Consider the following 23,712-nt stretch of genomic DNA (forward strand, 5'->3'; position numbering starts at 1 on the left):
CGGAGGTGCATTTTTTCTACTATTAACTCCAACAAATCCATTTCACTAATGAACTGGATACTCTTGATGATAAACCCATGAAATGTTAAAAAAATGTAAGCGTCAAGGTTATGAAGTACCTACCGAGCTAAATATTTACATAGCTTTAACAAAAAAGAATTAGGACTTTTACACTGGGATGAAATTCCTATGGTACGTTAGTAGCATACAATCCAATAGCTTCTAGAGGTGGAGATGAGATCATGGCCACTAACCCGTCGGACTCGAGCATGAATGATCGGGATCATACCTTGCTGCGAAACGAAATGCTTGAAATATTGCGTAACCAATCGATACATAGTGTGTACCAGCCGATTATTTCATTGAAGAATGGAACCGTTCTAGGCTATGAAGCCTTGACAAGGGGACCTGAAAACAGCCCGCTGCATTCCCCGCTCACGCTGTTTTCTTACGCCGAACAGGAGGGGATGCTGTACCGGTTGGATCGGCTCGCGAGGGAGAAAGCGATCCATGGGGCGTTTTTGGCAAGAAAGAACGAGCTGCTGTTTATTAACATTTCGGCGGCGATCTTGTACGATCCGCTGTTCGTACCGGGCAAGACGCTGGAAATGCTGGAGGCGCACGGCATTCAGCCTGGGCAGATCGTGTTTGAGATTACGGAGCGCAGCTCCATCGAGGATTTTTCCATGGCCCAAAAAATACTGGAGCATTACCGTCACCAAGGGTACCGGATCGCCATAGACGACGCGGGGGCGGGCTATTCTTCCCTGCAGGCCATTGCGGAGCTCCAGCCGGATTTTATCAAAGTCGACAAGTCGCTCATTCAGGACGTATACCGCAGCAAAACGAAAGAAGCCATTATGGAATCGTTCGTCTCTTTCGCCCAAAAGCTCAACATCCAAATCATCGCAGAAGGGATCGAGCGGCAGGAGGAACTGCTATATTTGACCCGAATGGGAGTCCATTTCGGGCAAGGCTACTTGCTCGGGAGGCCGGGGACGGAGAAGGCTGTTGTGGCGCCGGAGCTTGCAGAGTCCATTATACAGCAGCGCAAAATCCGCGATAATATCGGCAGCGCCTGGACGATCGGCGATTTGATCACCGCTACCGCCACGTTCGACAGCAAAGCTTTAATATCCGAGGTGGCCAGCTATTTCAAGAACAATCTTCATGCGCCGGGGGTTGTCATTGTCTCGAATGATGTTCCTGTCGGTCTGATGATGCGGGAAAGCTTGTTTCAGCAGCTGGCTGGGCAGTATGGCTTTTCACTATTCTGGAACCGCTCGATCGATCAGATTATGGACAAGCAGCCACTCATTGTGGACGAGCATACTCCGGTGGAAAACGTATCGCAGCTCGCTACCTCGCGCGATATTAACAACTTGTACGATTTGGTCGTCATTACAAGCAAGGGCAAAATGGCGGGAGCCTGTTCCATTCGCTCCATACTGGAGTGCATAACGAATGCAAGGATGGAAAGTGCGAAGGTGGCCAGCCCGTTAACCGGATTGCCCGGCAACATTCAGATTCACCGCGAGCTGAGCAAGCGTTTGCTGGAGAAGAAAGGCTTCTCGGTCATTTACGCGGACCTCGATTATTTCAAATGGTTTAACGACAGGTACGGGTTTCAAAAGGGAGACCAGCTGATTCAATATACGGCGGACGTGATCCAGCAGTCGCTGTTCGCGTGCGGATTGCCGCATGATTTTGTCGGACACATCGGAGGCGACGACTTTATTGCCATCACCTCATCGGATGAGCCCGAGAAGCTGTGCAAGGAGATCATAAGGCGGTTCGATCAAGGGGTTCGTTTGCTGTATGAGGGAGACGATTGGCTGTATGTCGAGGACCGCAACGGCAACAAGGTAGACAATGCCGGAGTTACGATCTCGCTGTCGCTCATTATTTGCGGAACGGCCGAGTCCGTTACACTCGAGCAAATATCGCAAGCTTCGGCCAAGCTGAAGAAAATGTCCAAGGAGCATCCGGGCAGCATTTATCACTGTGCTTGCATCGGTGACGGGGACTACGTTTAAAAGAGTTCAAGCAGCTGATCCAAATGCTGAATACAATACACGTTCCGTTTCCCGAGCTTTTGCTGGGAAATTTTTTTTGCCGCGGTACCGGATTGGATCCATACGGCATCGAGCCCTGCCTTGGTAGCTCCGCATACATCGTGCTTCCACGAGTTCCCGACCATCACCATTTGCCTCGGGGATACATTCAGCGTTTTGATAGCGGTTTTGAACAGCGGAATATGAGGCTTTTTCTCCGAAGCCTGATGTGCCGTGAAGATTCGCTCGTCCGGGAAATAGTCGTTTAGACCGAAGCGATGGAGCAGATGAATGACCTCGCTCCTCGGGCTGTTGCTGATGATCGCCAGCTTGAAGCGCGGTGCCAGCGACTTCAGCGTTTCCTCCACCCCCGGAGCCATCGATTTGGCAGCCAGCCTGGATTTTCGCACCAATTGGAAAAAATCTCTCGTAAACTGCTGATGCACCGGCACTTCCAGCTCCTTGAGCGCATCGTGCAGGCACATTTGCTGCAAATCGTCCAGCTGCATGCGGACGGTTTTGTTTTTTTTATGCTGCTGCCAGTGCAGCTGGTATTTGCTCCACAGCTCCTCCGATTGCGGAAAGGTGTCCCGGATGGAACGGGCATAATAGTCGTCCCAAACGGAACGGAACGCTTGCTCGAAATGTAAACCCTGATGGATCAAGGTTTGATTGACGTCGAAGCAAATGGCTTTTTTGCTTTGGGACCGGTTTGAGGTGCTCATGGACGTATACCTCCGTTTACGCGACAAACATCGCCTTATACTTTATGTTTATGCTCAAGCGGCGGGCGTCACCCCAACAATAGGAAAGTGGACGTAAGCTTTTTTTCTTTCATTGTCCTATGCTATCATGGAAGAAGATGCTTAAGGAAAATGAGGTGTATCCATGTCGAAATTAATATTGATTGACGGCAACAGTATTGCCTTCAGGGCTTTTTATGCTTTGCCTTTACTTAGCAATTCCAGCGGATTGCATACGAATGCGGTGTACGGCTTCACGACGATGCTCTTAAAGCTGCTGGAGGAGCAAAAGCCGACCCATTTCCTCGTGGCGTTCGACGCGGGGAAAGTAACGTTTCGACATAAGGACTACGCAGAATATAAAGGTGGAAGAGCGAAGACGCCGCCGGAGCTGTCCGAGCAGTTTCCGCTCGTAAGGGATTTGATTCGATCGTTCGGTATGGCTCAATTCGAGCTCGAGGGCTATGAAGCGGACGACATTATCGGGACGCTGACCCGTATGGCCGATGAGAGGGGCGATATTGACGTTCTTGTCGTTACAGGCGATAAGGACATGCTGCAGCTTGCCTCCGACCGGGTAACGATAGCGTTGACACGCAAAGGAATCAGCGAGGTCGATCTGTACGATAAAGCGCAGATCAAGGAAAAGTACGGTTTGACGCCGCAGCAGATCATTGACTTGAAAGGCTTGATGGGCGACGCATCCGACAACATTCCGGGCATTCCCGGCGTGGGAGAGAAAACCGCGCTCAAGCTGCTGCACGAGTTCGAGACTGTGGAAGGCGTATTGGCCAATTCCGCACAGCTGAAGGGCAAGATGAAGGAGAAGGTCGAGGAGCACGCCGCCGACGCGCGGATGAGCAAGGAGCTGGCGACGATCTACCGCGAGGTTCCGCTTGATACGAAGTGGGAGGATATCGCCTACACAGGGTACGACGGACAAGCCCTCGGAGACATGTTCCGCAAGATGGAGTTCAAATCGCTGCTTGAGAAAATGGATTTCTCCACAAGCGATGCCGGACAGGAAGAACAGGCGGCTATTGAAGCGGTAACGGTGCAGGATCGCGAGGGGCTTGAGAAGCTGGTTCAGGCGCTCCCTCAAGTGACGGCGATCCATGTCGAGGCAGCCGGCGATAACCCGCATACGGCTGAAATGATCGGCATTGCGCTGTATACGGAGGCAGCCTGTTATTACTTACCGTTCGAGCTGCTGGCTTCAGGCTCTGCGGAGGCGGAAGCGGTGAAAGCGTGGCTCGAAGCCGAAGATAAGCAGCTGTCGGTCTATGACCAGCATCGAGCGGAAATCGTTCTGTCGTGGCGCGGCATTCAGCTTCGCGGAACGTCGTTCGACGCGCTGCTCGCGGCTTATTTGCTGGACCCGACGGAATCAGCGCTTACACTGAACGGTCTGACAGGTAAATATGGCTTGCCTTATTTGAAGGCGGATGAGGACGTGTTCGGCAAAGGAGCGAAATTCCAAATTCCTTCCATCGACATCCTGTCCGATTTTATGTGCCGTAAAGCGGCGGCGGTTCAAGGCTTGACCGAGCCTATGAAGCGGGACTTGGACGCGAACGATATGCACCGGTTGTTTTACGAGCTCGAGCAGCCATTGGCTCACGTCCTGGCTTCCATGGAGGAGAAAGGCATACAGGTGGATACCGCCGGGCTGAAGCAATACGGAGCGGAGCTTGGCGCACAGCTGGAAAAAATCATGCAGTCGATCTATGATGCGGCCGGCACCGAGTTCAACATTAACTCGCCGAAGCAGCTTGGCGAAATTTTATTTGAGAAGCTGGAGCTGCCAACGATCAAGAAGACCAAGACAGGCTACTCCACCGATGCGGAGGTGCTGGAGAAGCTGGAGCCGTACCACCCTGCGGTCGGGCATATTTTGCATTACCGGTCTCTGGCCAAGCTGCAATCGACCTATGTCGAAGGGCTGCTGAAGGAGGTTCGCGGGGAAACGGGCAAGGTGCATACGTATTACAAGCAGACGATTGCGGCTACAGGCCGGCTGAGCAGCCAATACCCGAACCTGCAGAACATCCCGATCCGTCTGGAGGAGGGACGTAAAATCCGCAAGGTGTTCGTGCCTTCCGAGCCGGGCTGGTCGATACTGACGGCCGACTACTCGCAGATCGAGCTGCGCGTGCTGGCGCACATTTCCCAGGATGAGAAGCTGATGGAAGCGTTCCTGCACGATATGGACATTCATACGAAAACCGCGATGGACGTATTCGGCGTATCGGAGTCGGAGGTCGACTCTAATATGCGCCGTCAGGCGAAAGCGGTCAACTTCGGCATCGTATACGGCATAAGCGATTACGGCTTATCCCAAAACTTGAACATTACCCGTAAGGAAGCGGCTCAATTCATCGAGCAGTATTTTGCCGTGTTCCAAGGGGTTCGCCAATATATGGACGATATTGTCAAACAGGCGCGCCAAAACGGCTACGTGACGACGTTATTGCAGCGGCGCCGCTATTTGCCGGAAATTACGGCATCGAACTTCAACCTGCGCTCGTTTGCCGAACGGACGGCCATGAATACGCCGATCCAGGGAACGGCTGCGGATATCATCAAGCTGGCCATGGTGCAGATGGACGAGCGTCTGAAGCGGGACGGACTGCAAAGCCGTATGCTCCTGCAGGTGCATGACGAATTGGTATTCGAGGTGCCTGAGCACGAGATCGAGACGATGAAGATTACGGTAGCGGAAGTGATGGAAAGCGCGTTGAAGCTGGATGTGCCGTTGAAGGTCGAAGTCGATGCCGGGTCGAACTGGTACGAAGCGAAGTAATATACAATAAATACTCTGTTTGCAAAGTGTGGGGAACGTGTCTGCCTCTTATAAACATTCGAGACGCACTTTGCAAACAGCACCGAGGTGAACATCATGCCGGAATTGCCGGAGGTCGAAACAGTCAGAAGAACTTTAAACCAGCTGGTTCAGGGGAAAACCATCGAGAGCGTATCCGTTCATTTGCGGCGGATTATTCAGCTCCCGGAGGAAGCGGACGAATTCCGTCTGCTTCTGGAAGGCCAGACGATCCACTCGATCGAACGGCGCGGCAAATTCCTCCTTTTTAAGATGGATGACTTTACGCTTGTGTCCCATCTGAGGATGGAAGGGCGGTACGGTCTATACGACAAGAACGATCCGCTGGAGCTTCATACGCATGTCGTATTTCATTTTAGCGATGGAAGTGAATTGAGATATAAGGATGTAAGGCAGTTCGGTACGATGCATGTGTTTCCGAAAGGCAGGGAGCTTGAAGAGAAGCCGCTGGTCAAGCTGGGGCTGGAGCCGCTGGATGAATCGTTCACGCTGGAGGCGTTTCTCGCGAAGCTGTCCGGCCGCACGACCAAGATCAAGCCGCTTCTGCTCAATCAGGAATATATCGTCGGCTTGGGGAATATTTATGTGGATGAGTCGTTGTTTCTGGCCGGAATCCATCCGGAACGGGAGACAAGCTCTTTGTCCTCAGCGGAGCTTGCTGCATTGTACGAAGCGATAGTTAAGACTTTGAATGAGGCGGTAGCTGTAGGCGGCTCCTCCGTCAAGTCTTACGTCAACGGGCAGGGTGAAATCGGCATGTTCCAGCATCAGCTGAAAATGTACGGACGCAAGGGCGAAGCTTGTCCTGACTGCGGCCACGAGATTGAAAAAACGGTCGTAGGCGGGCGGGGCACGCATTTTTGCCCGAACTGCCAGCCATTAGAACGCAAGCGGGTCAGGCGAACCAAGCCGTAGCATCCGGTCCGCTGTTCCCTTACTGTGCACGCTCCGCCCATATCCGCCATATAGTAGGAGTAAAATGGCCGGGAGGGGAACACCATGCTGCCTTTTATCTCGTTATTGATTTTGGCTCTGGCCGTCAGTCTCGACGGTTTCAGCGTAGGAGTTATGTACGGACTGCGTAAAATTCGCATCCCGTTGGTATCTGTTGCAATCATCTCCTTATGCTCAGGATGTATCATTTATTTGTCAATGCAGATCGGAGTGCTTGTAAGCCGATTTGTCGATCCGCTTTATGCGAAGGCGGCAGGAGGCTTGATCCTGATCGGCATCGGAGTATGGGCCGTATACCAGGTCTTGTCGAAGAAAAAAGACGAGGATGACGCTCCTGCAGGCCAAAGCCCGGAAGCGGAAGTGAAGGTGGAGGAGACTCCGGTTGCAAGTGCGAAGGAAGTTATGTATATCGAATTGAAGCGTCTTGGCCTTGTGATCCAGATTTTGCGTAAGCCTTCCATTGCGGACATTGACCGTTCGGGGAACATTTCCGCATCTGAAGCCGTACTCTTGGGAGTCGCTTTGTCTTTGGACGCATTCGGCGCCGGGATCGGAGCTGCGTTAATAGGCTTTGCGCCGCTCATTACTTCCGCTGTCATTGCTTTGGCCAGCGGGACCTTTTTGGCGACCGGCTTACGAATAGGTTTTAAGTACTCGGATTTGTCTTGGATTCAACGATTGTCCGTGTTTCCGGGATTTGTTTTGATTATTATGGGTATCATGAAATTGATGTAACGGCGCTTATGCACTTGCCTTAAAACTCGAAGGAGAAATGATTATGAATATCGGTTTGACTGGAGGCATCGCCTGCGGCAAAAGCACCGTTTCCCAGATGCTGGTGCAGCGCGGCGCGATGCTGGTTGATGCCGACCGGATTGCCCGCGAGGTGGTAGAGCCCGGCAGCCCTGTATTAGCCCAAATCCGGGAACGGTTTGGCTCCAAGGTGCTGCTGCCGGATGGCTCCCTTCACCGTAAAAAGCTGGGCGAAACGGTATTCGGCGACCCGCAGGCACGCAAAGATCTTGAAAGCATTATGCACCCTTCCATCCGTGCCCTCATGCGCGAGCGTATGAGCGAGTACGAGCGGCTTTATCCGGACAAGCTTGTCGTAGTGGACGTACCGCTGCTTTATGAGTCCGGACTGCAGCATATGTACGAAGCCGTTATGGTGGTATACATACCAAGAACGTTACAACGACAAAGACTGATGCAGCGAGATGGGATATCGGAAGAGCAGGCGGAAGCGCGTCTTGCGGCGCAAATGGATATCGAGCAGAAAAGAGCTCTGGCGGACGTTGTTATTGACAATCAGGGAACGCTTGCACAGACTGAGGAGCAGGTGGAGGCTTTCTTAAGGGGAAGGAGGCTGCTATGAGCATCAGCTTTTGGCGGAAAAAACGAGTATTTGCTCTACTTTTCATAACTTTCGTCCTCCTCTTGTTTATGAGCAGCGACACGGTAGGAAAGCTGCTATACCCAATCAAGTATGAAGAGGAAATCAGGCAGCATGCTGCCAAATACGAAGTGGACCCGCTATTGGTTGCAGCTATTATCCGAGTCGAATCGAATTATAAAACGAACATTTCATCCAAAAAAGGCGCTTACGGCTTAATGCAGCTTATGCCCGACACTTCGGAATGGATTGTTGAGGCAGGACGTTTCCCGTCTTCGTATAAGGATGAGCTGGAAAAGCCTTCCGTCAGCATTCAGCTCGGAACGTGGTACCTCAGCTGGCTGCACAAGGAGTTTAACGGTAATACGGCCGCAGCCGTTGCAGGCTACAATGCGGGACAGGGTAAGGTGAACCGGTGGCTTCAAAATCAGGAGTGGGATGGAACGGTTCAGCGTTCCGATTTGATCCCTTATGGAGAAACGAGACATTACATTCAGCGCGTTTTGTATTATTATAATAAGTATCATACACTTTATGCAGAGGAATGGGGCATCCCCCCTGAAAAGAAAAGAAGTATTGGACAGGCTCCCTAAGGAACACTCTGTCCAATACTTCTCTATCTGTCATTATCGGCTGCCGCCAGCAAGTGTTTGCTCGGCGATTTGCACCAGGCGACGAGTAATGTGTCCCCCGATAGCACCAGTGTCACGAGTAGCCATGTTACCGTAGTAACCGTCTTGAGGAATGGCGATACCCAATTCCTGAGCTACTTCGTATTTCAGTTGGTCCAAAGCTGCGTTAGCTTGTGGAACAACCAATTGGTTGCTGCTGCGAGATTGTCCTGCACCCATGTCTGTTCACCTCCTTGTCGTTTGTAATCCTATTATGTGCTTTTCACTGAAGATCATTACAGGGATTCGCTGGCAATAATTTATTCGATTACACCCGTGGAAGGGAGAGAAAGAGAAGGCCATGAAGTGCCCATACTGTGACTATGCCGGAACGAAGGTATTGGATTCCCGTTCGGCCAATGAGAACAAATCGATCCGACGCCGCAGGGAGTGCGAGAAGTGCACCAAACGATTTACAACCTTCGAAATGGTGGAGGAAACGCCGCTAATCGTTATCAAAAAAGACGGGAGCAGGGAGGAGTTCAGCCGGGAAAAAATGCTGCGCGGCTTGATCCGGGCTTGTGAGAAGCGTCCCGTATCCGTGGAGCAGCTCGACAAGATTGTTTCCGAGGTCGAGAAGCAGATCCGCAACACGGCGAGCGCTGAAGTAGACAGCCGGGAAATCGGGGAAATTGTCATGGAGCAGCTGTATCCCGTCGATGAGGTGGCGTACATCCGGTTTGCTTCGGTGTACCGTCAATTCAAGGATATCAACATGTTCATGAGAGAGCTGACGGACATTTTGTCCAAGCATCAGGTTCAGGTAGGGGAAGATAAAAAATAAATCACAGGTGCAGAGAGTCAACATGTAGGATGACGAGCTCAATGCACCTGTGATTTTATTTTTTAGGAGACGGGCGGAGTGAATGCCGCCGCGTCATAGAATTAGACCATGATTTTGCAAATATCGTTAGTGAATTCAACCGGATCCTGAAGCGGTAAGCCTTCAATCAACAGCGCCTGGTTGTACAGCAGGGCGGTATACAGATTGAGCTTTTCCTTGTCTTTGGCGTAGGAATCCTTCAGTGATTCGAATACCGCATGATGGACGTTGATTTCGAGCACCTTATCCGCTTTGACATCCGGATTGTTCGGCATCGCCCGCAAAATTTTCTCCATCTCGATCGTCACTTCGCCTTCCGTGGAAAGGCAAACCGGATGAGACTTCAATCTTTTGGAAGCCTTGACCGTCTTGACTTTGCCGGACAGCTGGGAAGTCATATACTCGAACAGCTCTTTATTCTCGTTCTTCTCGGATTCGTTGAGCTCTTTTTCCTCATCCGCTTCGATGCCGAGATCGCTGCTCGAAACCGATCTGAATTCTTTTTCCTTATAATTGATCAGCATTTTGATCGCGAATTCGTCGATGTCGTCAGTGAAATACAAGATCTCGTAGCCTTTCTCCGCTACAAGCTCCGTCTGAGGAAGCTTCTCGATCCGTTCGTTCGATTCGCCGGAAGCGTAGTAAATGTATTTTTGATCCTCAGGCATTCTCGCAACGTACTCATCCAGCGTAACGAGCTTTTTCTCCTTGGAGGAGTAGAACATCAGCAAGTCCTGCAGCACGTCTTTGTGCTGGCCGTAGTCGCTGTATACGCCGAATTTGAGCTGGCGGCCGAACGATTTGTAGAATTGCTCGTACTTCTCCCGCTCGTCCTTCAGTATGCTTTGCAGCTGGCTCTTGATTTTGCTTGCGATGTTTTTCGCGATAAGCTTCAACTGTCTGTCATGCTGCAGCATTTCCCGCGAAATGTTCAGCGACAAGCTTTCCGAGTCGACCATCCCTTTGACGAAGCTGAAATGATCAGGGAGCAGATCGGCACATTTGTTCATGATCAGCACGCCGTTGGCGTACAGCTCCAGACCTTTTTCAAACTCTCTGGAGTAGTAATCGAACGGAATGTTTTCCGGAATATACAGGATAGCTTGATAGACGACCGCTCCGTCCGCGCTGATGTGAAGGTGCTTGAGCGGCTTATCGAAGCCGTAATGCTTCTCGTGGTAAAAATTCTCGTAATCTTCCTGTGTAAGCTCGCTTTTATTTTTTCTCCAGATCGGCACCATACTATTGACGTGCTGTTCTTCTTCGTAATCCTCGAACTCGTTGTCGGAGCCTTCCTTCGGTCTACTGCCCTTAATATCCATCTTGATCGGGTAGCGGATGAAGTCGGAATACTTCTTGATAATGGCTCTCAGACGATACTGCTCCAAATACTCGTCGTAGCTCTCGTCTTCCGTATTATCTTTAATTTGCAGCGTAATTTCCGTACCTACGGAATCTTTGTCCCAAGGCTCAATGGTGTAGCCTTCTGCGCCGGTCGATTCCCATTTGTAGGCGCTGTCCGCACCCAACGCTTTGCTGACGACCGTAACCTTGTCCGCTACCATAAAAGCGGAGTAAAATCCAACGCCGAATTGCCCGATAATGTTGTGGCCGTCTTTGGCTTCGTTTTCTTTCTTGAAGGCAAGAGAGCCGCTCTTGGCGATAACGCCGAGATTGTTTTCCAGCTCTTCCTTGGTCATGCCGATACCGGTATCGCGGAGCGTCAACGTGCGGTTCTCTTTGTCCGCAGTGACCTTGATGTAATAGCTGTCTTGGTCGAAAACGAGCTTGTCATCCGTTAATGCTTTATAGTAAATCTTATCGATAGCATCGCTCGCGTTGGATATCAGTTCTCTTAGAAAAATCTCTTTTTGCGTATAAATCGAGTTGATCATCATTTCCAGCAGTCGTTTGGATTCCGCCTGGAACTGTTTCTTTTCCATTATGATCTCTCCTTATTGATATGGTCCGATGCTATGGGGGTTACGGCAAAATTAGCACTCTCACTCTTCGAGTGCTACTCACTAATTTTATATCATTCCTCGTTTTTAATGTCAATACAAGGGAAAAAAGGACATTCTATGATCTATCATTTCCTTAAAAAATTTTTAATAAAGGGACTTGCATTTTCTTGAACTGTTTTATATAATAAATCATGTTCTCGTTACGGGGCCTTAGCTCAGCTGGGAGAGCGCATCGCTGGCAGCGATGAGGTCAGGGGTTCGATCCCCCTAGGCTCCATAAAAAAAGCGTCACTACGATTAACGTAGTGGCGTTTTTTTATTGCCGTAATGGGGGAGCGAACCCCTGAAAGGGGGGCGTCCCGCGCACAGGGAGCGAAGCGGACGAGCACGGCGTTTGAATCTACCGCTAGGATCTGCATCGTCGGGTAGGCATCGTCAGCAAGCTAAATGAAGATTCATACATCCCCCTAGGCTCCATAAGAAAATCCTCGGAACCATTAGGGTTCCGGGGATTTTTTTTGAGCCAGCGGGGCCGAACCCCGAGGGTTCAGTCCGCGCGGACGGAATGGATGAATAATCATCGGAGTAAAGCTTCGAGTGGAGGAGCACGGCGTTGAATTCTACGGCTAAGGTTGTCATCGGTGAGTTGTCATAGTAAGCAATATAATGAGGAGAATTCATACATCCCCCTAGGCTCCATAAAAAAAGCGTCACTACGATTAACGTAGTGGCGTTTTTTTATTGCCGTAATGGGGGAGCGAACCCCTGAAAGGGGGGCGTCCCGCGCGCAGGGAGCGAAGGGGACGAGCACGGCGTTTGAATCTACCGCTAGGATCTGCATCGTCGGGTAGGCTTCGTCAGCAAACTAAATGAAGATTCATACATCCCCCTAGGCTCCATAAGAAAATCCTCAGAACCATTAGGGTTCCGGGGATTTTTTTGAGCCAGCGGGGCCGAACCCCGAGGGTTCAGTCCGCGCGGACGGAATGGATGAATAATCATCGGAGTAAAGCTTCAAGTGGAGGAGCACGGCGTTGAATTTTACCGCTAAGGTTGTCATCGGTGAGTTGTCATCGTAAGCAATATAATGAGGAGAGTTCATACATCCCCCTAGGCTCCATAAAAAAAGCGTCACTACGATTAACGTAGTGGCGTTTTTTTATTGCCGTAATGGGGGAGCGAACCCCTGAAAGGGGGGCGTCCCGCGCACAGGGAGCGAAGCGGACGAGCACGGCGTCTGAATCTACCGCTAGGATCTGCATCGTCGGGTAGGCTTCGTCAGCAAGTTAAAATGAAGATTCATACATCCCCCTAGGCTCCATAAAAAAAGCGTCACTACGATTAACGTAGTGGCGTTTTTTTATTGCCGTAATGGGGGAGCGAACCCCTGAAAGGGGGGCGTCCTGCGCACATGGAGCGAAGCGGACGAGCACGGCGTTTGAATTTACCGCTAGGATCTGCATCGTCGGGTAGGCTTCGTCAGCAAGATAAATGAAGATTCATACATCCCCCTAGGCTCCATAAGAAAATCCTCGGAACCATTAGGGTTCCGGGGATTTTTTTTGAGCCAGCGGGGCCGAACCCCGAGGGTTCAGTCCGCGCGGACGTAATGGATGAATGAGCATCGGAGTAAAGCTTCAATTTCCTTTCACTTTTCCCATAGGTCCGGGACGCACTCTCTGCAAGCCGGGAAATCGCTTCTGTTACGATGAATGCAAATAAAAGCTACAAAAAAAATCGATGGAGGCGTAGAATGGAAACAAATGCAGGAAGTAAAGGAGAAGTGCTTGGAATCGTATTTCGATTTTTTGCCGTTGTATTCGCGGCTGCCGGGCTAATCATGCTGCAGGGATTATCCGAAGCGCTGGAGCCTTGGGTTCGCTCCCCCCTGGCCTCAACACCGCTCCCGGAACAATTACGGTTCCATGCCGCATCCCATGGAGCATTGATCGGCATTCTGTTCAGCATAAGCTTGTTGGCTATGCTAAAGTCTCCGCTTGACAAGCCGCTGTTGCTTCATTTTTATTTTGTCGGGCATCTTATTTTCCTCGGTACTCTTCTGCTGACGGATCCGGCGCTCGCTATGCAAACATTTTTCGTTTTTATTCTATTTGCCGTGGTGCTTGGGGTTTTGTTCGCAGTTTATCCTAAACGTCGTGAGATGCTCCGCCCAAGAGAACCGAAAACAATCAACCGGACGCTGCTCATCATGACCGGGATTGCCCTGCTGGGGCTGCTGCCTTTTATGGTCCATGGAGCCATTGGACAAATCAGCGACAGTGAAATGCAGTTTCGTTGGGGCGAAGGCACCGCACTTGGCCTGACGCTTCTCTATTCCGGCTACTTGACGGCAACTTCGCGGACTGGATCCCGCACGCTGGGGATTCTTCAAGGGCTTTCCTATATTTACATGGGGGCCGCTTCGATTACCCTGCCGGATTATCCGGGCAGTTGGGGATTCATAGGCGGGGCGGCGGCAATGATATACGGCTTAGTCTATGGAGCAACCGTATTGCGACAGCTGGGACCCGGCTCCACCTTACGGCACCCTCATTCGATTCAATCATGAGCGGACTATTGCATAAGGGTGAGAATCTATGATGATATCGAGAAACAATTCGAGGCTGCATGAAGCGCAAGGCGGCTGCCACCTTCTCAGGTGGCGGTCTGCTTTGCACTTTGGAACATTTATGCTTTGCGCGGTTTATGCTGGACTATTTCTTTGGAAAATTCCTTCTTACTATGTCTATTTAAGAGACGATTGTCTGAGGACTGCATGCAAATATAGCGTCTTGACCCCGCTTTCGGCAGATATCGTCAACCGACTGGGCCTTTCGCGCAGCGGTTTTGCAGGACTCTATACCGGGATTAGCCTTACCGACTTTCTCATCTACTTTGCAACCGCAGTCATCATCCTTCGCAAGCGGCCGAAGGAACCGATGTCCTGGGTCGCCGCAATTGCACTGATTTCCTTCCATACATCCAGCTTCATAGTTATTCAATGGGCACAGCTGGGATGGCTGACGAGCTTCCTGAACGATCTGTCGATGTTAGCGTTTGTCCTTTTTCTGACGCTGTTCCCGAACGGAAAAATCGTCAACAAGCCGATGTTTTGGATGGTCGTCGCGCTTGCCGTCTTAAGAAACATCTCCTGGTATTTTCCGGAGCAGCCCTGGGGAGCCGCGCAATGGCCGATCTGGCTGACGCTGCTGTGGATGCTGCTGCTTTACGGTACGATCATCTGGAATCAATTCATCCGATACCGCGTTTATGCACAAGTTGCCGAGAAGCAGCAGACCAAGTGGGTACTGTATGGCCTGTTTCTATCGATTATGTTCCTGCTCGCAGTATCGACCGCTCCGTTGCTCTATGACAGTCAGTTTTACCAAACGGCTCAACCTGCGGCCATGTTTGCACTGGATGTCGCTGTTTTGCTCGGGATGCTGCCGATTCCGGTTACGCTTGGCATCTCGATGCTGCGGAGGCGGCTGTGGGATATCGACCCGATCGTCAATCGTACACTTGTATATGGCGGCCTGAGCGCTGTCATCATTACACTATATTCACTGACGGTGTGGTATCTCTCCGTTCTCTTTCAGTCGGATCCGAATATGATCTTCTCGATTATCGGTGCGGGCATTGTGGCCGTCGTGTTCGCCCCTTTGAAGGAAAAGCTTCAACGTGGTATTAACCGGCTTGTTTATGGAGTTCAGACCGATCCCTTCTCCATCTTGGAGGAACTCGGCAATCGGTTGAAGGAGCCGTCGTCGCCGGAGGCGGTGCTTGACATCGTCGTCCGAACTGTGAAGGATTCGCTTCACCTTCCCTATGCTGCCATTCAGGTGACGCATCAAGGCGAAGCGCTGCGTGTCGCCTCGATTGGGCATGAGGATGAAGGGAAAGTTTCGCAACTTCCGCTGGTCGCCGGCGGTCAAGAGCTCGGCTCTTTGTTCGTTTGCACTCGCGGGCCGGAAGAGAGCTTTAGTGACGCTGACTGGAAGCTGCTGCATGTCCTTGCGCGGCAAGCAGGTGCGGTTGTCCAAGGCGTTAAGCAGACGATGGACATTCGAATGCTATTGGGTGATTTGCAGGAGACGCGGGAGCAGCTTATTTTCGCACGGGAAGAAGAGCGCCGGTCGATGCGCAAAAACTTGCATGACGATATTGCGCCAAGGCTGGCGGCCATGCGCTTGACCGCTGCCCTGGTCGTCGATTGGATACAGAAAGATCCGAATAAAGCGATCGACATTATGAACAAGTTTAAGAAGGACATTGGGGAAACCGTAGACGAAATTAGAGGGATCGTATATGATTTAAGACCGCAAGCGCTCGATGAGCTTGGACTAAGCGGCGCGATCAGGCAGCGCGTTGATCAGCTGCAGCAGCTGCATCAGGTAAGGGACATCGTGGCCGCAGTACCGCTTCACATCGAGTTGGATTTGCCGGAGCAGTTGCCCTTGCTGCCAGCTGCAGTTGAGGTCGGCGCCTACCGGATCGTGACAGAGGCTTTGTTGAATGTTGTAAAACATGCGCAGGCGAGCCATTGTTTAGTCCGAATCGCCCTTCAAGAAGATGATTGCACGTTGAAGCTCGACATTATCGACAACGGAATCGGGCTTGGCTGCAGCACAAGACCAACGGAAGGCGGACTTGGGCTGTTCTCGCTTCGGGAACGGGCAGAAGAATTGGGAGGCGGCTGTACGATTGCGAATGCCGATGCAGGCGGCACGCATGTATCCGCCGCGCTGCCGCTGCGAACAGGAATCATCAGAGGAGGTAGTATTTAAAATGCTGCGTATTTTACTTGCCGACGACCATCCGATGTTTCGAGAGGGGGTTAGGAGCATTCTGGAAAACGCCGAAGACTTGACGGTCGTCGGCGAGGCGTCTTCGGGGGAGGACGTTGTACGGCTGGCCCTTGAGCTGAAGCCCCATGTCGTGCTAATGGACATTCGCATGCCCGGACTGAATGGGATTGAAGCTACCGCGCAAATTCGAGCCGCCGACCCGCAGATCGGCATTCTAATCTGCTCGATGTTCAAGGATGATGCTTCCGTTATTACGGCTATGAAAGCGGGGGCCAGAGGCTACATCCTGAAAGATTCGGACAGGGATGATATTATTCGGGCTATCTGGGCAGTTGCTTCCGGTGAGGCCATATTCAGCGGTGATGTAGCCGCCCGGATGATCGATTTCGTCACGAAGCCGATGCATCGCCTGGATTCGTTTACCGAGCTGACCTACCGGGAAAGGGAGGTGCTCAGCATGGTCGTCGATGGGATTTCTAATGCCGAAATCTCCAAACGTTTGGAACTAAGCCCCAAAACCGTTTCGAACTACATGACGAATATTTTCAATAAGCTTCAGGTTTCCGGTCGGGCTGAAGCTATCGCCAAGGTGAAAGGTGCCGGGTTATGATGTGAAGCGAGTAGGACGATTAGGGTAAATGGCGGGTATGGCAGCGGCAGCGATTGCCTTCCGAGAAGCTGCCGGTGACGAAGATTGTAAGTCCAAGCGGTTATAAAGACATTGGGAGCGTGGTCGCGGACGCGCGCGAAGGCAGCGGAGCGGATAAGCACGGCGTCTGAATCTGCACTAGGATCTGCATCCCCCCTAGGCATTATAAAAAAGCGTCACTACGATTAGCATTAGCCGTAGTGACGCTTTGACAGAGCTACTGATAGCGAGGCGTCCCACGCCAATACTAGACTCTTACCCCCTCTTAAGCACACGATATCGAACAAAGAGAAATCCCATAACAAGCAGACCTAAAGCAATTATCGCATATACGATATTCGAGTAAAGATCCATATAAGCGAGGAAGGTATCCCATGAGCTTCCTACAATGGCTCCTACATATACGAGGACAACGTTCCAAACCAGAGATCCGATCGTTGTAAGAAGCAGAAACGAAAAGAAGTTCATCCGGGCACTGCCAGCTGGGATAGAGATGAGGCTTCGTACGAGCGGGACAACCCTTCCGAGAAGCACGGCCCATGCCCCGTAGCGTTTAAACCAAGCTTCCGCTTTGTGAATATCAGCGGGCTTCAAGCGAAGCACCTTGCCGTAACGGGTTACGATTCCCTCCATACGTTCAGCGGAGAGCAGTCTGCCGATGCCATACAGGCAGATCGCTCCGATAACCGACCCGACTGTCGCAGCAACCACCACACCAAAGATCGTTAGCGTAGTGGTTGTCGTCATAAATCCTCCGAAGGTAAGGATAACTTCTGAAGGAATCGGCGGAAACAAATTCTCAAGTGCAATCAGCAGACTTATCCCTAAATAACCATATGCTTCCATAATCTTATGAATCCACTGTTCCAACTGTTATTCACTCCTTTTTTACTGCCATTACCGTATGTACCATTTACATAGAAACTAGATTACAGCTTATTGCAGATCCATCTATCCAATATCCTGTATAGGACACCCAAACTGAATGCTTTACGTGTCAAATTCGACATGGTTCCACTTCCTTTGAAAAATCGGTTCATAATTTCACGCGTTTTCTTCCAATCCGGCTCACCTCTAAAATCAACGAACCCCTAACACAAGTCTTCTGAGTGTGGCGGGTTCTTTTTGCTTAGAATCCTGCTGAACACAAAAAAGCGTCACTACAATTAATGTAGTGGCGCTTCGTAATAACAAAAGGGGGGATCCACCCTAGCCCTTCGTCTGCATTTGAATTTGCCGGGCGACTCGATCCGCCAGCTCCGCCGAGGCTTGATGCAGATAACCCATGACAATGCTCAGCGTTTCTTGGGAAACGCCGGCGAGATCGGCTGCTAGGTTCTCCACCAGATGGGTTTGCTGAACGGGAGGCAGACTGTGATAATACTGCCCGGCTTGTGTGAAATCGTCAGGCTTCGGAATGTCGCTCCGGACAAGATGGCCTTCTACGAATCGGCCGCTGCCGCTGGTCTGAAGGGAAGCGGGGGTCCAATCCTTTTGATGGTTAATAGGAATGCTGCGGAAATCCGGCCCTAATCGATGGCGCTGCGAGTCCCAGTAAATATTTGCGCGTCCTTGCAGCATCTTATCGTCCGATATTTCTGCGCCTTCCAGAAGGTTGGTAGGAGAGAACGCTATTTTCTCAACCTGTTCCATATAGTTATCCGGATTGCGGTTCAGGACCAGCCGCCCGACAGGCATGTAGGGATACTGCCGTTCGTCCCAGACCTTCGTATCGTCCAGCGGATCATAAGGAAGAGAGGCTTCATCAGCGGGGTTCATCAGCTGCACGTATAGCCCATACTCAACGGTCTTGCCCGAGGCTAACGTGTCGAATAAATCTTGACCGGCAAAATCCGGATTCTCGCCGGCTAATTTGGCCGCTTCTTGGCGGTCAATATACTGGATTCCGGCAAGAGGGAACCAGTGATATTTCACATAAGTGCGGACGCCCTGCGCATTCCTCCAAACATAGGTGTTTACGCTGTGGCCGGGGATGTGGCGAAGGCTTTTCGCCGTGCCTGCATCGGAGTACAGCCGGACAAGGAAGTGGGTTGCTTCCGGCGCACGGGCTATAAAGCTCCAGAATCGCTCGGGATCGATCAGGTTATTTACCGGCGACGGTAAGAAGGCTTTAATCGATTCCGGAAAGCGGATGGCATCGCGGACTAAAAACACAGGGATGTGATTGCAGAGCAGATCAAATACACCTTGCTCCGTATAAAATTTGGTGGAGAATCCGCGCACGTTACGGGAGGTGTCAGGGGTACCTTTATTGCTTACAGCAAGAGAAAATCTCACTGTTACGGGAACCTGCTGGCCGGGGGTCTGCAGAAAGCCCATCCTCGTATAGGCTGCCATGGAATGCACGGTTTGAAAGTACCCGAAAGCGCCGTAGCCCTTCACGTGCACCGGCCTCTCGAGAATTTTGGTATGGACAAAGGTCTCCAACGTCTCGTGCAAAATACTGTCCTGCTCAAGCACGGGGCCCCGTTCACCGACCGTCTGCGAATGGTAAACCGCCGGTATATCCCCTGCCCACTGTGCCGGGGGAGGACCATTAGGATGCTCGTCTTTTACCCTCTTCTGCAGCGGCTGCTCTGAAGCGCTGCGCTTTACTCCATTCGTTTCTTCCATATTCAACCTCCTGTGTCCAAGTCACTTCTCCTTCTCCCTATGGTTTATGCTGAGCTTCTTCGTAAAATAACGGATCACAGCGATAGCCTGCAGAATAAACTGCAGGCGTTTGCTTTTGCTTCGTAAGGCCATGAAGCTTAGGCCAGCTTTGCCCCGAGCTTTGTCACTTTACTAAGCCACTGGGTGCGCCGCTCCGCCGTTGACGGCTTAACCTGGCTAATTTCGGTAATGCGTACAGGATTGATTCCGCAAAACTGCAATATATTACGCTTCATCACGTTATGTCCCGCATGCCGGTATATCCAACGGTTATACCACGACGGAGTGTCCATCGTAACGATCATATGCGCGGATTTGCCGGTCAACAGCTTATCCCATAGCGGGGAATGCTCCCGGTATTTGTAGGCGAAGCCCGGTAAAAAAACACGATCGAAAAACCCCTTCAGAACGGCGGGCATCGTACCCCACCATGTCGGATAGACAATGACAATATGCTCCGCCCAGCGGATGAGCTCCTGAGCCTCCAGCAAATCGTCCTCCAGCTCCGTTCTTTGCCGGTAACCGTGCTTTAAGTTCGGATCGAAGCTGATTTTGCTCAAATCAATGGTTCGAACCTGGGCATTGCGGCTCAAGGCCCCCTCCTTGTAAGCATCGGCCAAAGCCGAGCAGAAGCTCTGCGGATCGGGATGCCCGTTAATCACAACAATTTTCGATTTCATTGGTAGACCTCCTCAGAAACGGTATGAAAGGATCTCTATCCTTCATTTTTTCCGGTATGATATATTGGTGTAAGACTATAATCAGTTTAGGACGATTTCCGAAATAGTTGAATGATCAAAAGCGCAGCTATCTTGCTCATTCGCGCAAAAGGAGGAGCAAAGCTTGGAAAGTCACGGAGTAGCCATTTCGTTGGTATATCCCATTATGAAAACCATCGTTCACAAAGGATACGATACGGAGCCATTTTGCAGCTATGCGTCGTTCGATGCCGCTCTATTGCAGGATGTGGAGGAACGTATTGCCGCAGAAGAGCTGGAACGGCTGATGATCGCTGCGGCAAACTTTACACAGGACGAGCATTTCGGTCTGCACCAGGGACAGATCACGGAGTTCGCGGATATGGGAATTCTCGGCTATGTGATGATGCATTCTCAGACCATTGCCGATGCGCTGGCTGCTTACCAGCGGTATAACGTCATTTTGTGCAGCGGATTCAATCTGGATTGGAAAGTACGGGGAGATACGGTTCTTATCCGGGTGTTTGTTGAGCAGCCGGGACGAATGTCCCGTCATTGCGTGGAGGATATGGCAAGCTCGCTATATCAGCTGATCGGCAAGCTGAGCAATCGGCGTATTCCGCTGCAGGACATTCAGTTCGCACATGACGCGCCTGCGGATACGAACCCTTATATGGCCGTGTTCGGCACGGTTCCCCGATTTAGCGAGGAGGAGAATGTACTGTATATGAGCAAGGACGTTTTGAACTATCCGGTGATGTATTCCGATTCGAAGCTTCTGAGAGTGTTCGAGACCATCGCGCAGGAAACGAGAGATGAACTGATGCAAGCCCATCTGTTCTCCGGGCAAGTAATTCAGTGGATGAAAACTTGTATTCCCTCCTTCTTCCCGACGCTGCAGCAGACGGCCGTATCGTTTCACACAAGCGCCAGAACGCTGCAAAGCAAATTAAAGCTGGAAAACACCTCTTACAACGATCTGTCCGTCCGTGTACGCAAGGAGCTGGCTATAAGCTATTTGAAGAAGCTGGACTATTCGATAGGCGACATCGCTTATGCGCTGCATTTTTCAGAGCCGAGCGCATTTCAGAGCGCTTTTAAGAAATGGACGGGACAAACGCCTGGGCAGTACCGGGCTCAAATCAGAAGTAAGCCCTTTGAGGCGAAGCAATAAAACGGATCTGTAAAAGATATCCAAATTGATCGGCGTTGAAGCCTGAGGGTTTTGATTTTTTGGCCCGTATTGCCGGAACCGCTGTGGAACAATACATCATTTACGTCGACTTTCCGGCGTGAAAAACAAAGACTTCAGAACGCTTGTTTCGACAAGCGTTCTGAAGTCTTTTTATCACTATAGTTTATAAAATTCCGATCTACTGCTCCATAATCTTATACTGCTGCTCCCATCCAAGCAGCTCTTTGACCTTGACGTTGGACAGCAGGGATCGTCTGCCTTCCAACGGGAGGCGGATGTCCTTCACGCCGGGGAGGTAAGTATTTACCAGCTCCTGCGTAGGGAGGCTCGATGAGCTGTCGTCGGCAGCGAGAATAAGCGGCTGCGCACCGAGGCCGTCCTTCTCGATAGCAAGACGGCAGGCGGAGGCGACATCCCTTGCGTCGATGTAAGACCATAGGATGCGCTTACGGCTTTCGGGCTGATCGAAGCTTGCCTTGACGCCGGCGTACGTTTCCGGCACCAAGATGTTGCCGAGACGGAAGCTGACGACCTGCATCCCGGTGCGGCGATGGAACGCCTCCGCGGTCACCTCGTTGACGACCTTGGATAGGCCGTAACTATCCTCCGGCAGCTGCGGATGCGTTTCGTCCACAGGCAAATAGCTTGGCTCGAAAAACTCGCTGGCAAAGCAGATGCCGTAAGACGATTCGCTGGAGGCGAGTACGACTTTGCCGATCTGCAAATTGGCGGCTGCCTCCAATATGTTGTAGGTGCTCATCACATTGTTGTGGAAGCACACCTCGTTCGGATGCGTATAGGCCTGAGGGATGGCGGCGAAATGCACAATCCCTGCCGCCTCCTTGCGGTTTCTTGAAGAGAAGGGGGCCAATGCGTTGTGTACCTGTCCCAAATCGTTTAAATCGGTGATGATCGTCTGGCAGAGCGGCTCTTCAGGAGCTTTCACATCCAGATTAATCACTTCATAGCCGTGATCTATGAAATGCTTAACAATCCACCGTCCGGCTTTGCCGCTGCCGCCCGTAATGATGATGCGTTGCTTGCTCATGCTGTTCCTCCTTAGAATTGTCCGGTGTAGGGATCCGTATTAAGCCATTACCAGGCGTACGCTCTTGGCGCATCGCCTCCGGGACCCGGGAAAATCTCGTCCAGACGCTTCAGCACATCTTCGCTCAGCTGAATGTCCACGACGCGGAGCGTGTCCTGGAATTGCTCCAGCGTACGCGGTCCGATGATCGGCGCGGTCATCGCAGGATGAACCAGCGTCCAAGCCAGGGCTACGTTGGCCTCGCTTTCGCCAAGCTCCCTGCACAGCTTGCTGAACGATTCCAGCTGCCCGCGGCGGGCTTCTGCGCGAGACTGATTGCGGGCGCTGCGTGAGCCGGCCGCCGGATTCAGCGCGTTGCCTCCGAGCAATCCGCCGTCCAGCGGGCTCCATGCAATGACGCCGATGCCGAATTCCTCGGATGCCGGCAGCACCTCAAGCTCGGGCAGTCTGCACAGCAGGCTGTACTTGTGCTGCTCCGACACAAGACCCAGGAAGTGGCGGTTTTTGGCCTCGTATTGGGCCTTGACCAAGTCCCGTCCCGCGAAGTTGCTTGCGCCGACATAGCCGATTTTGCCTTGATGAATATGTACCAGGAACGCTTCCCACAGCTCTTCCCAGGCGACATTCCGATCGACGTGGTGCATTTGGTACAGCTCGATATGATCGGTTTGCAGCCGCTTAAGCGATGCTTCGAGATGGCGGCGAATTTTATAGGCAGAGAGACCGCGGCCTGCGTTAGGCCCATCGTTCGGATCTTCCATGTCTCCATATACTTTGGTAGCCAATACAACCTTCTCCCGGCGTCCGCCGCCTTGAGCGAACCAGCGTCCGATGATTTCCTCGGTTCTGCCTCTTGAACCTACGCCGCCGTATACATTGGCCGTATCAAAAAATTGCACTCCTGCATCCACCGCAGCGTCCATGATCCGGAACGCTTCCGCTTCTTCCGTATCGACACCGAAATTCATAGTTCCGAGACAAAGCCTGCTCACCTTTAATCCGGAACGTCCCAAATAAGTGTACTCCATTACAAATACCTCCTTATTTTAGAAAAATGCGGTTACTGACAACCCCATCATAACGCTCCTTGTCTGTTTTTAACAGTACGCAAAAATAGGTGAGATAGGCAACAGAGAGGAATTAAGTTACCTCCAAGTAAGTGGGTGACTTAGTCCTATGTGCCTCTGTATTTTCGTG

At 51.5% G+C, this 23,712-nt stretch carries 19 protein-coding genes and 1 tRNA gene; 12 read left to right on the forward strand and 8 right to left on the reverse strand.

What is annotated here, in order from left to right; genetic code table 11:
• Window positions 1-242: 242 nt before the first annotated feature.
• Window positions 243-2,036: a GGDEF domain-containing protein gene (locus DVH26_RS08405; RefSeq protein WP_239633165.1), complete on the forward strand. Its 1,794-nt coding sequence runs from the start codon at window positions 243-245 to the stop codon at window positions 2,034-2,036.
• Here the strand turns inward: DVH26_RS08405 and DVH26_RS08410 are convergent.
• Complete coding sequence (locus DVH26_RS08410; RefSeq protein WP_239633168.1) at window positions 2,033-2,779, reverse strand: HAD family hydrolase; 747 nt, start codon at window positions 2,777-2,779, stop codon at window positions 2,033-2,035. The genes DVH26_RS08405 and DVH26_RS08410 overlap by 4 nt on opposite strands.
• A 163-nt stretch (window positions 2,780-2,942) precedes the next feature.
• Between DVH26_RS08410 and polA the strand changes: the two genes are divergently transcribed.
• The 5 genes from polA to DVH26_RS08435 all read left to right on the forward strand — a co-directional run bounded on the left by polA (window position 2,943) and on the right by DVH26_RS08435 (window position 8,579).
• Window positions 2,943-5,600 carry a DNA polymerase I gene (gene polA / locus DVH26_RS08415; protein WP_239633170.1) on the forward strand — a complete coding sequence of 886 codons (2,658 nt, stop codon included), beginning with the start codon at window positions 2,943-2,945 and terminating at the stop codon, window positions 5,598-5,600.
• Between the two features lie 96 nt (window positions 5,601-5,696).
• Window positions 5,697-6,554, forward strand: a complete 858-nt coding sequence (mutM, locus tag DVH26_RS08420) for a DNA-formamidopyrimidine glycosylase (RefSeq protein ID WP_239633172.1) — start codon at window positions 5,697-5,699, stop codon at window positions 6,552-6,554.
• Window positions 6,555-6,638: 84 nt separating this feature from the next.
• Window positions 6,639-7,328, forward strand: coding sequence for a sporulation membrane protein YtaF (gene ytaF / locus DVH26_RS08425; RefSeq protein WP_239633174.1), 690 nt, complete (start codon window positions 6,639-6,641; stop codon window positions 7,326-7,328).
• Between the two features lie 43 nt (window positions 7,329-7,371).
• Window positions 7,372-7,968 (forward strand): dephospho-CoA kinase, encoded by a 597-nt coding sequence (gene coaE / locus DVH26_RS08430; RefSeq protein ID WP_239633177.1) that lies wholly within the window; start codon window positions 7,372-7,374, stop codon window positions 7,966-7,968.
• A 2-nt stretch (window positions 7,969-7,970) separates the two neighbouring features.
• Complete coding sequence (locus tag DVH26_RS08435; RefSeq protein ID WP_239635316.1) at window positions 7,971-8,579, forward strand: lytic transglycosylase domain-containing protein; 609 nt, start codon at window positions 7,971-7,973, stop codon at window positions 8,577-8,579.
• Window positions 8,580-8,612: 33 nt separating this feature from the next.
• On the opposite strand, the gene DVH26_RS08440 is transcribed toward DVH26_RS08435, so the two are convergent.
• Window positions 8,613-8,837, reverse strand: a complete 225-nt coding sequence (locus DVH26_RS08440; protein WP_239633179.1) for an alpha/beta-type small acid-soluble spore protein — start codon at window positions 8,835-8,837, stop codon at window positions 8,613-8,615.
• A 121-nt stretch (window positions 8,838-8,958) separates the two neighbouring features.
• Between DVH26_RS08440 and nrdR the strand changes: the two genes are divergently transcribed.
• Window positions 8,959-9,441: a transcriptional regulator NrdR gene (gene nrdR / locus DVH26_RS08445; RefSeq protein ID WP_239633182.1), complete on the forward strand. Its 483-nt coding sequence runs from the start codon at window positions 8,959-8,961 to the stop codon at window positions 9,439-9,441.
• A 101-nt stretch (window positions 9,442-9,542) separates the two neighbouring features.
• Here the strand turns inward: nrdR and htpG are convergent, their stop codons facing one another.
• Entirely contained in the window at window positions 9,543-11,423 is a 1,881-nt protein-coding gene (htpG, locus tag DVH26_RS08450) for a molecular chaperone HtpG (protein WP_239633184.1), read from the reverse strand.
• A gap of 225 nt (window positions 11,424-11,648) precedes the next feature.
• Here htpG and DVH26_RS08455 point away from each other — a divergent pair.
• The 4 genes from DVH26_RS08455 (at window position 11,649) to DVH26_RS08470 (ending at window position 16,862) form a co-directional block, all read left to right on the forward strand.
• Window positions 11,649-11,721: transfer RNA gene (locus DVH26_RS08455), tRNA-Ala, on the forward strand.
• Between the two features lie 1,476 nt (window positions 11,722-13,197).
• The gene (locus DVH26_RS08460; protein WP_239633187.1) at window positions 13,198-14,013 is read left to right on the forward strand and encodes a hypothetical protein; all 816 of its coding nucleotides are present in this window, start codon (window positions 13,198-13,200) and stop codon (window positions 14,011-14,013) included.
• 28 nt (window positions 14,014-14,041) lie between these two features.
• Window positions 14,042-16,231, forward strand: coding sequence for a GAF domain-containing sensor histidine kinase (locus DVH26_RS08465; protein ID WP_239633190.1), 2,190 nt, complete (start codon window positions 14,042-14,044; stop codon window positions 16,229-16,231).
• A 1-nt stretch (window position 16,232) separates the two neighbouring features.
• Window positions 16,233-16,862: a response regulator transcription factor gene (locus DVH26_RS08470; protein ID WP_239633193.1), complete on the forward strand. Its 630-nt coding sequence runs from the start codon at window positions 16,233-16,235 to the stop codon at window positions 16,860-16,862.
• A 294-nt stretch (window positions 16,863-17,156) separates the two neighbouring features.
• Here DVH26_RS08470 and DVH26_RS08475 read toward each other — a convergent pair whose 3' ends face one another.
• The 3 genes from DVH26_RS08475 to DVH26_RS08485 form a co-directional block, all read right to left on the reverse strand.
• Window positions 17,157-17,771, reverse strand: coding sequence for a DedA family protein (locus DVH26_RS08475; RefSeq protein WP_239633195.1), 615 nt, complete (start codon window positions 17,769-17,771; stop codon window positions 17,157-17,159).
• 339 nt (window positions 17,772-18,110) lie between these two features.
• Entirely contained in the window at window positions 18,111-19,535 is a 1,425-nt protein-coding gene (locus DVH26_RS08480) for a catalase (protein ID WP_239633196.1), read from the reverse strand.
• 137 nt (window positions 19,536-19,672) lie between these two features.
• The gene (locus DVH26_RS08485) at window positions 19,673-20,254 is read right to left on the reverse strand and encodes an NAD(P)H-dependent oxidoreductase (RefSeq protein WP_239633197.1); all 582 of its coding nucleotides are present in this window, start codon (window positions 20,252-20,254) and stop codon (window positions 19,673-19,675) included.
• 163 nt (window positions 20,255-20,417) lie between these two features.
• On the opposite strand from DVH26_RS08485, the gene DVH26_RS08490 reads away from it, so the two are divergent.
• Window positions 20,418-21,446 (forward strand): AraC family transcriptional regulator, encoded by a 1,029-nt coding sequence (locus DVH26_RS08490; protein ID WP_239633198.1) that lies wholly within the window; start codon window positions 20,418-20,420, stop codon window positions 21,444-21,446.
• 199 nt (window positions 21,447-21,645) lie between these two features.
• Here the strand turns inward: DVH26_RS08490 and DVH26_RS08495 are convergent, their stop codons facing one another.
• Together DVH26_RS08495 and DVH26_RS08500 are read right to left on the reverse strand one after the other, a co-directional pair.
• On the reverse strand, window positions 21,646-22,515 hold the full coding sequence (locus tag DVH26_RS08495; RefSeq protein ID WP_239633199.1) for an NAD-dependent epimerase/dehydratase family protein: 870 nt from the start codon (window positions 22,513-22,515) through the stop codon (window positions 21,646-21,648).
• Between the two features lie 47 nt (window positions 22,516-22,562).
• Entirely contained in the window at window positions 22,563-23,543 is a 981-nt protein-coding gene (locus tag DVH26_RS08500) for an aldo/keto reductase (RefSeq protein ID WP_239633200.1), read from the reverse strand.
• Between the last annotated feature and the right edge of the window lie 169 nt (window positions 23,544-23,712).

The organism is Paenibacillus sp. H1-7, from assembly GCF_022354825.1.
In the GTDB taxonomy this organism is placed as follows: Bacteria; Bacillota; Bacilli; order Paenibacillales; family NBRC-103111; genus Paenibacillus_S.

What these genes read in the sequence shown, in the direction of transcription:
- ytaF (WP_239633174.1), top strand. Translation starts at nt 6,639, where the DNA reads ATGCTGCCTTTTATCTCGTTATTGATTTTGGCTCTGGCCGTCAGTCTC.
- htpG (WP_239633184.1), bottom strand. Translation starts at nt 11,423, where the DNA reads ATGGAAAAGAAACAGTTCCAGGCGGAATCCAAACGACTGCTGGAAATG.
- DVH26_RS08460 (WP_239633187.1), top strand. Translation starts at nt 13,198, where the DNA reads ATGGAAACAAATGCAGGAAGTAAAGGAGAAGTGCTTGGAATCGTATTT.
- DVH26_RS08440 (WP_239633179.1), bottom strand. Translation starts at nt 8,837, where the DNA reads ATGGGTGCAGGACAATCTCGCAGCAGCAACCAATTGGTTGTTCCACAA.
- DVH26_RS08410 (WP_239633168.1), bottom strand. Translation starts at nt 2,779, where the DNA reads ATGAGCACCTCAAACCGGTCCCAAAGCAAAAAAGCCATTTGCTTCGAC.
- DVH26_RS08500 (WP_239633200.1), bottom strand. Translation starts at nt 23,543, where the DNA reads ATGGAGTACACTTATTTGGGACGTTCCGGATTAAAGGTGAGCAGGCTT.
- mutM (WP_239633172.1), top strand. Translation starts at nt 5,697, where the DNA reads ATGCCGGAATTGCCGGAGGTCGAAACAGTCAGAAGAACTTTAAACCAG.
- DVH26_RS08480 (WP_239633196.1), bottom strand. Translation starts at nt 19,535, where the DNA reads ATGGAAGAAACGAATGGAGTAAAGCGCAGCGCTTCAGAGCAGCCGCTG.
- coaE (WP_239633177.1), top strand. Translation starts at nt 7,372, where the DNA reads ATGAATATCGGTTTGACTGGAGGCATCGCCTGCGGCAAAAGCACCGTT.
- DVH26_RS08495 (WP_239633199.1), bottom strand. Translation starts at nt 22,515, where the DNA reads ATGAGCAAGCAACGCATCATCATTACGGGCGGCAGCGGCAAAGCCGGA.
- DVH26_RS08485 (WP_239633197.1), bottom strand. Translation starts at nt 20,254, where the DNA reads ATGAAATCGAAAATTGTTGTGATTAACGGGCATCCCGATCCGCAGAGC.
- nrdR (WP_239633182.1), top strand. Translation starts at nt 8,959, where the DNA reads ATGAAGTGCCCATACTGTGACTATGCCGGAACGAAGGTATTGGATTCC.
- DVH26_RS08465 (WP_239633190.1), top strand. Translation starts at nt 14,042, where the DNA reads ATGATGATATCGAGAAACAATTCGAGGCTGCATGAAGCGCAAGGCGGC.
- DVH26_RS08405 (WP_239633165.1), top strand. Translation starts at nt 243, where the DNA reads ATGGCCACTAACCCGTCGGACTCGAGCATGAATGATCGGGATCATACC.
- polA (WP_239633170.1), top strand. Translation starts at nt 2,943, where the DNA reads ATGTCGAAATTAATATTGATTGACGGCAACAGTATTGCCTTCAGGGCT.
- DVH26_RS08470 (WP_239633193.1), top strand. Translation starts at nt 16,233, where the DNA reads ATGCTGCGTATTTTACTTGCCGACGACCATCCGATGTTTCGAGAGGGG.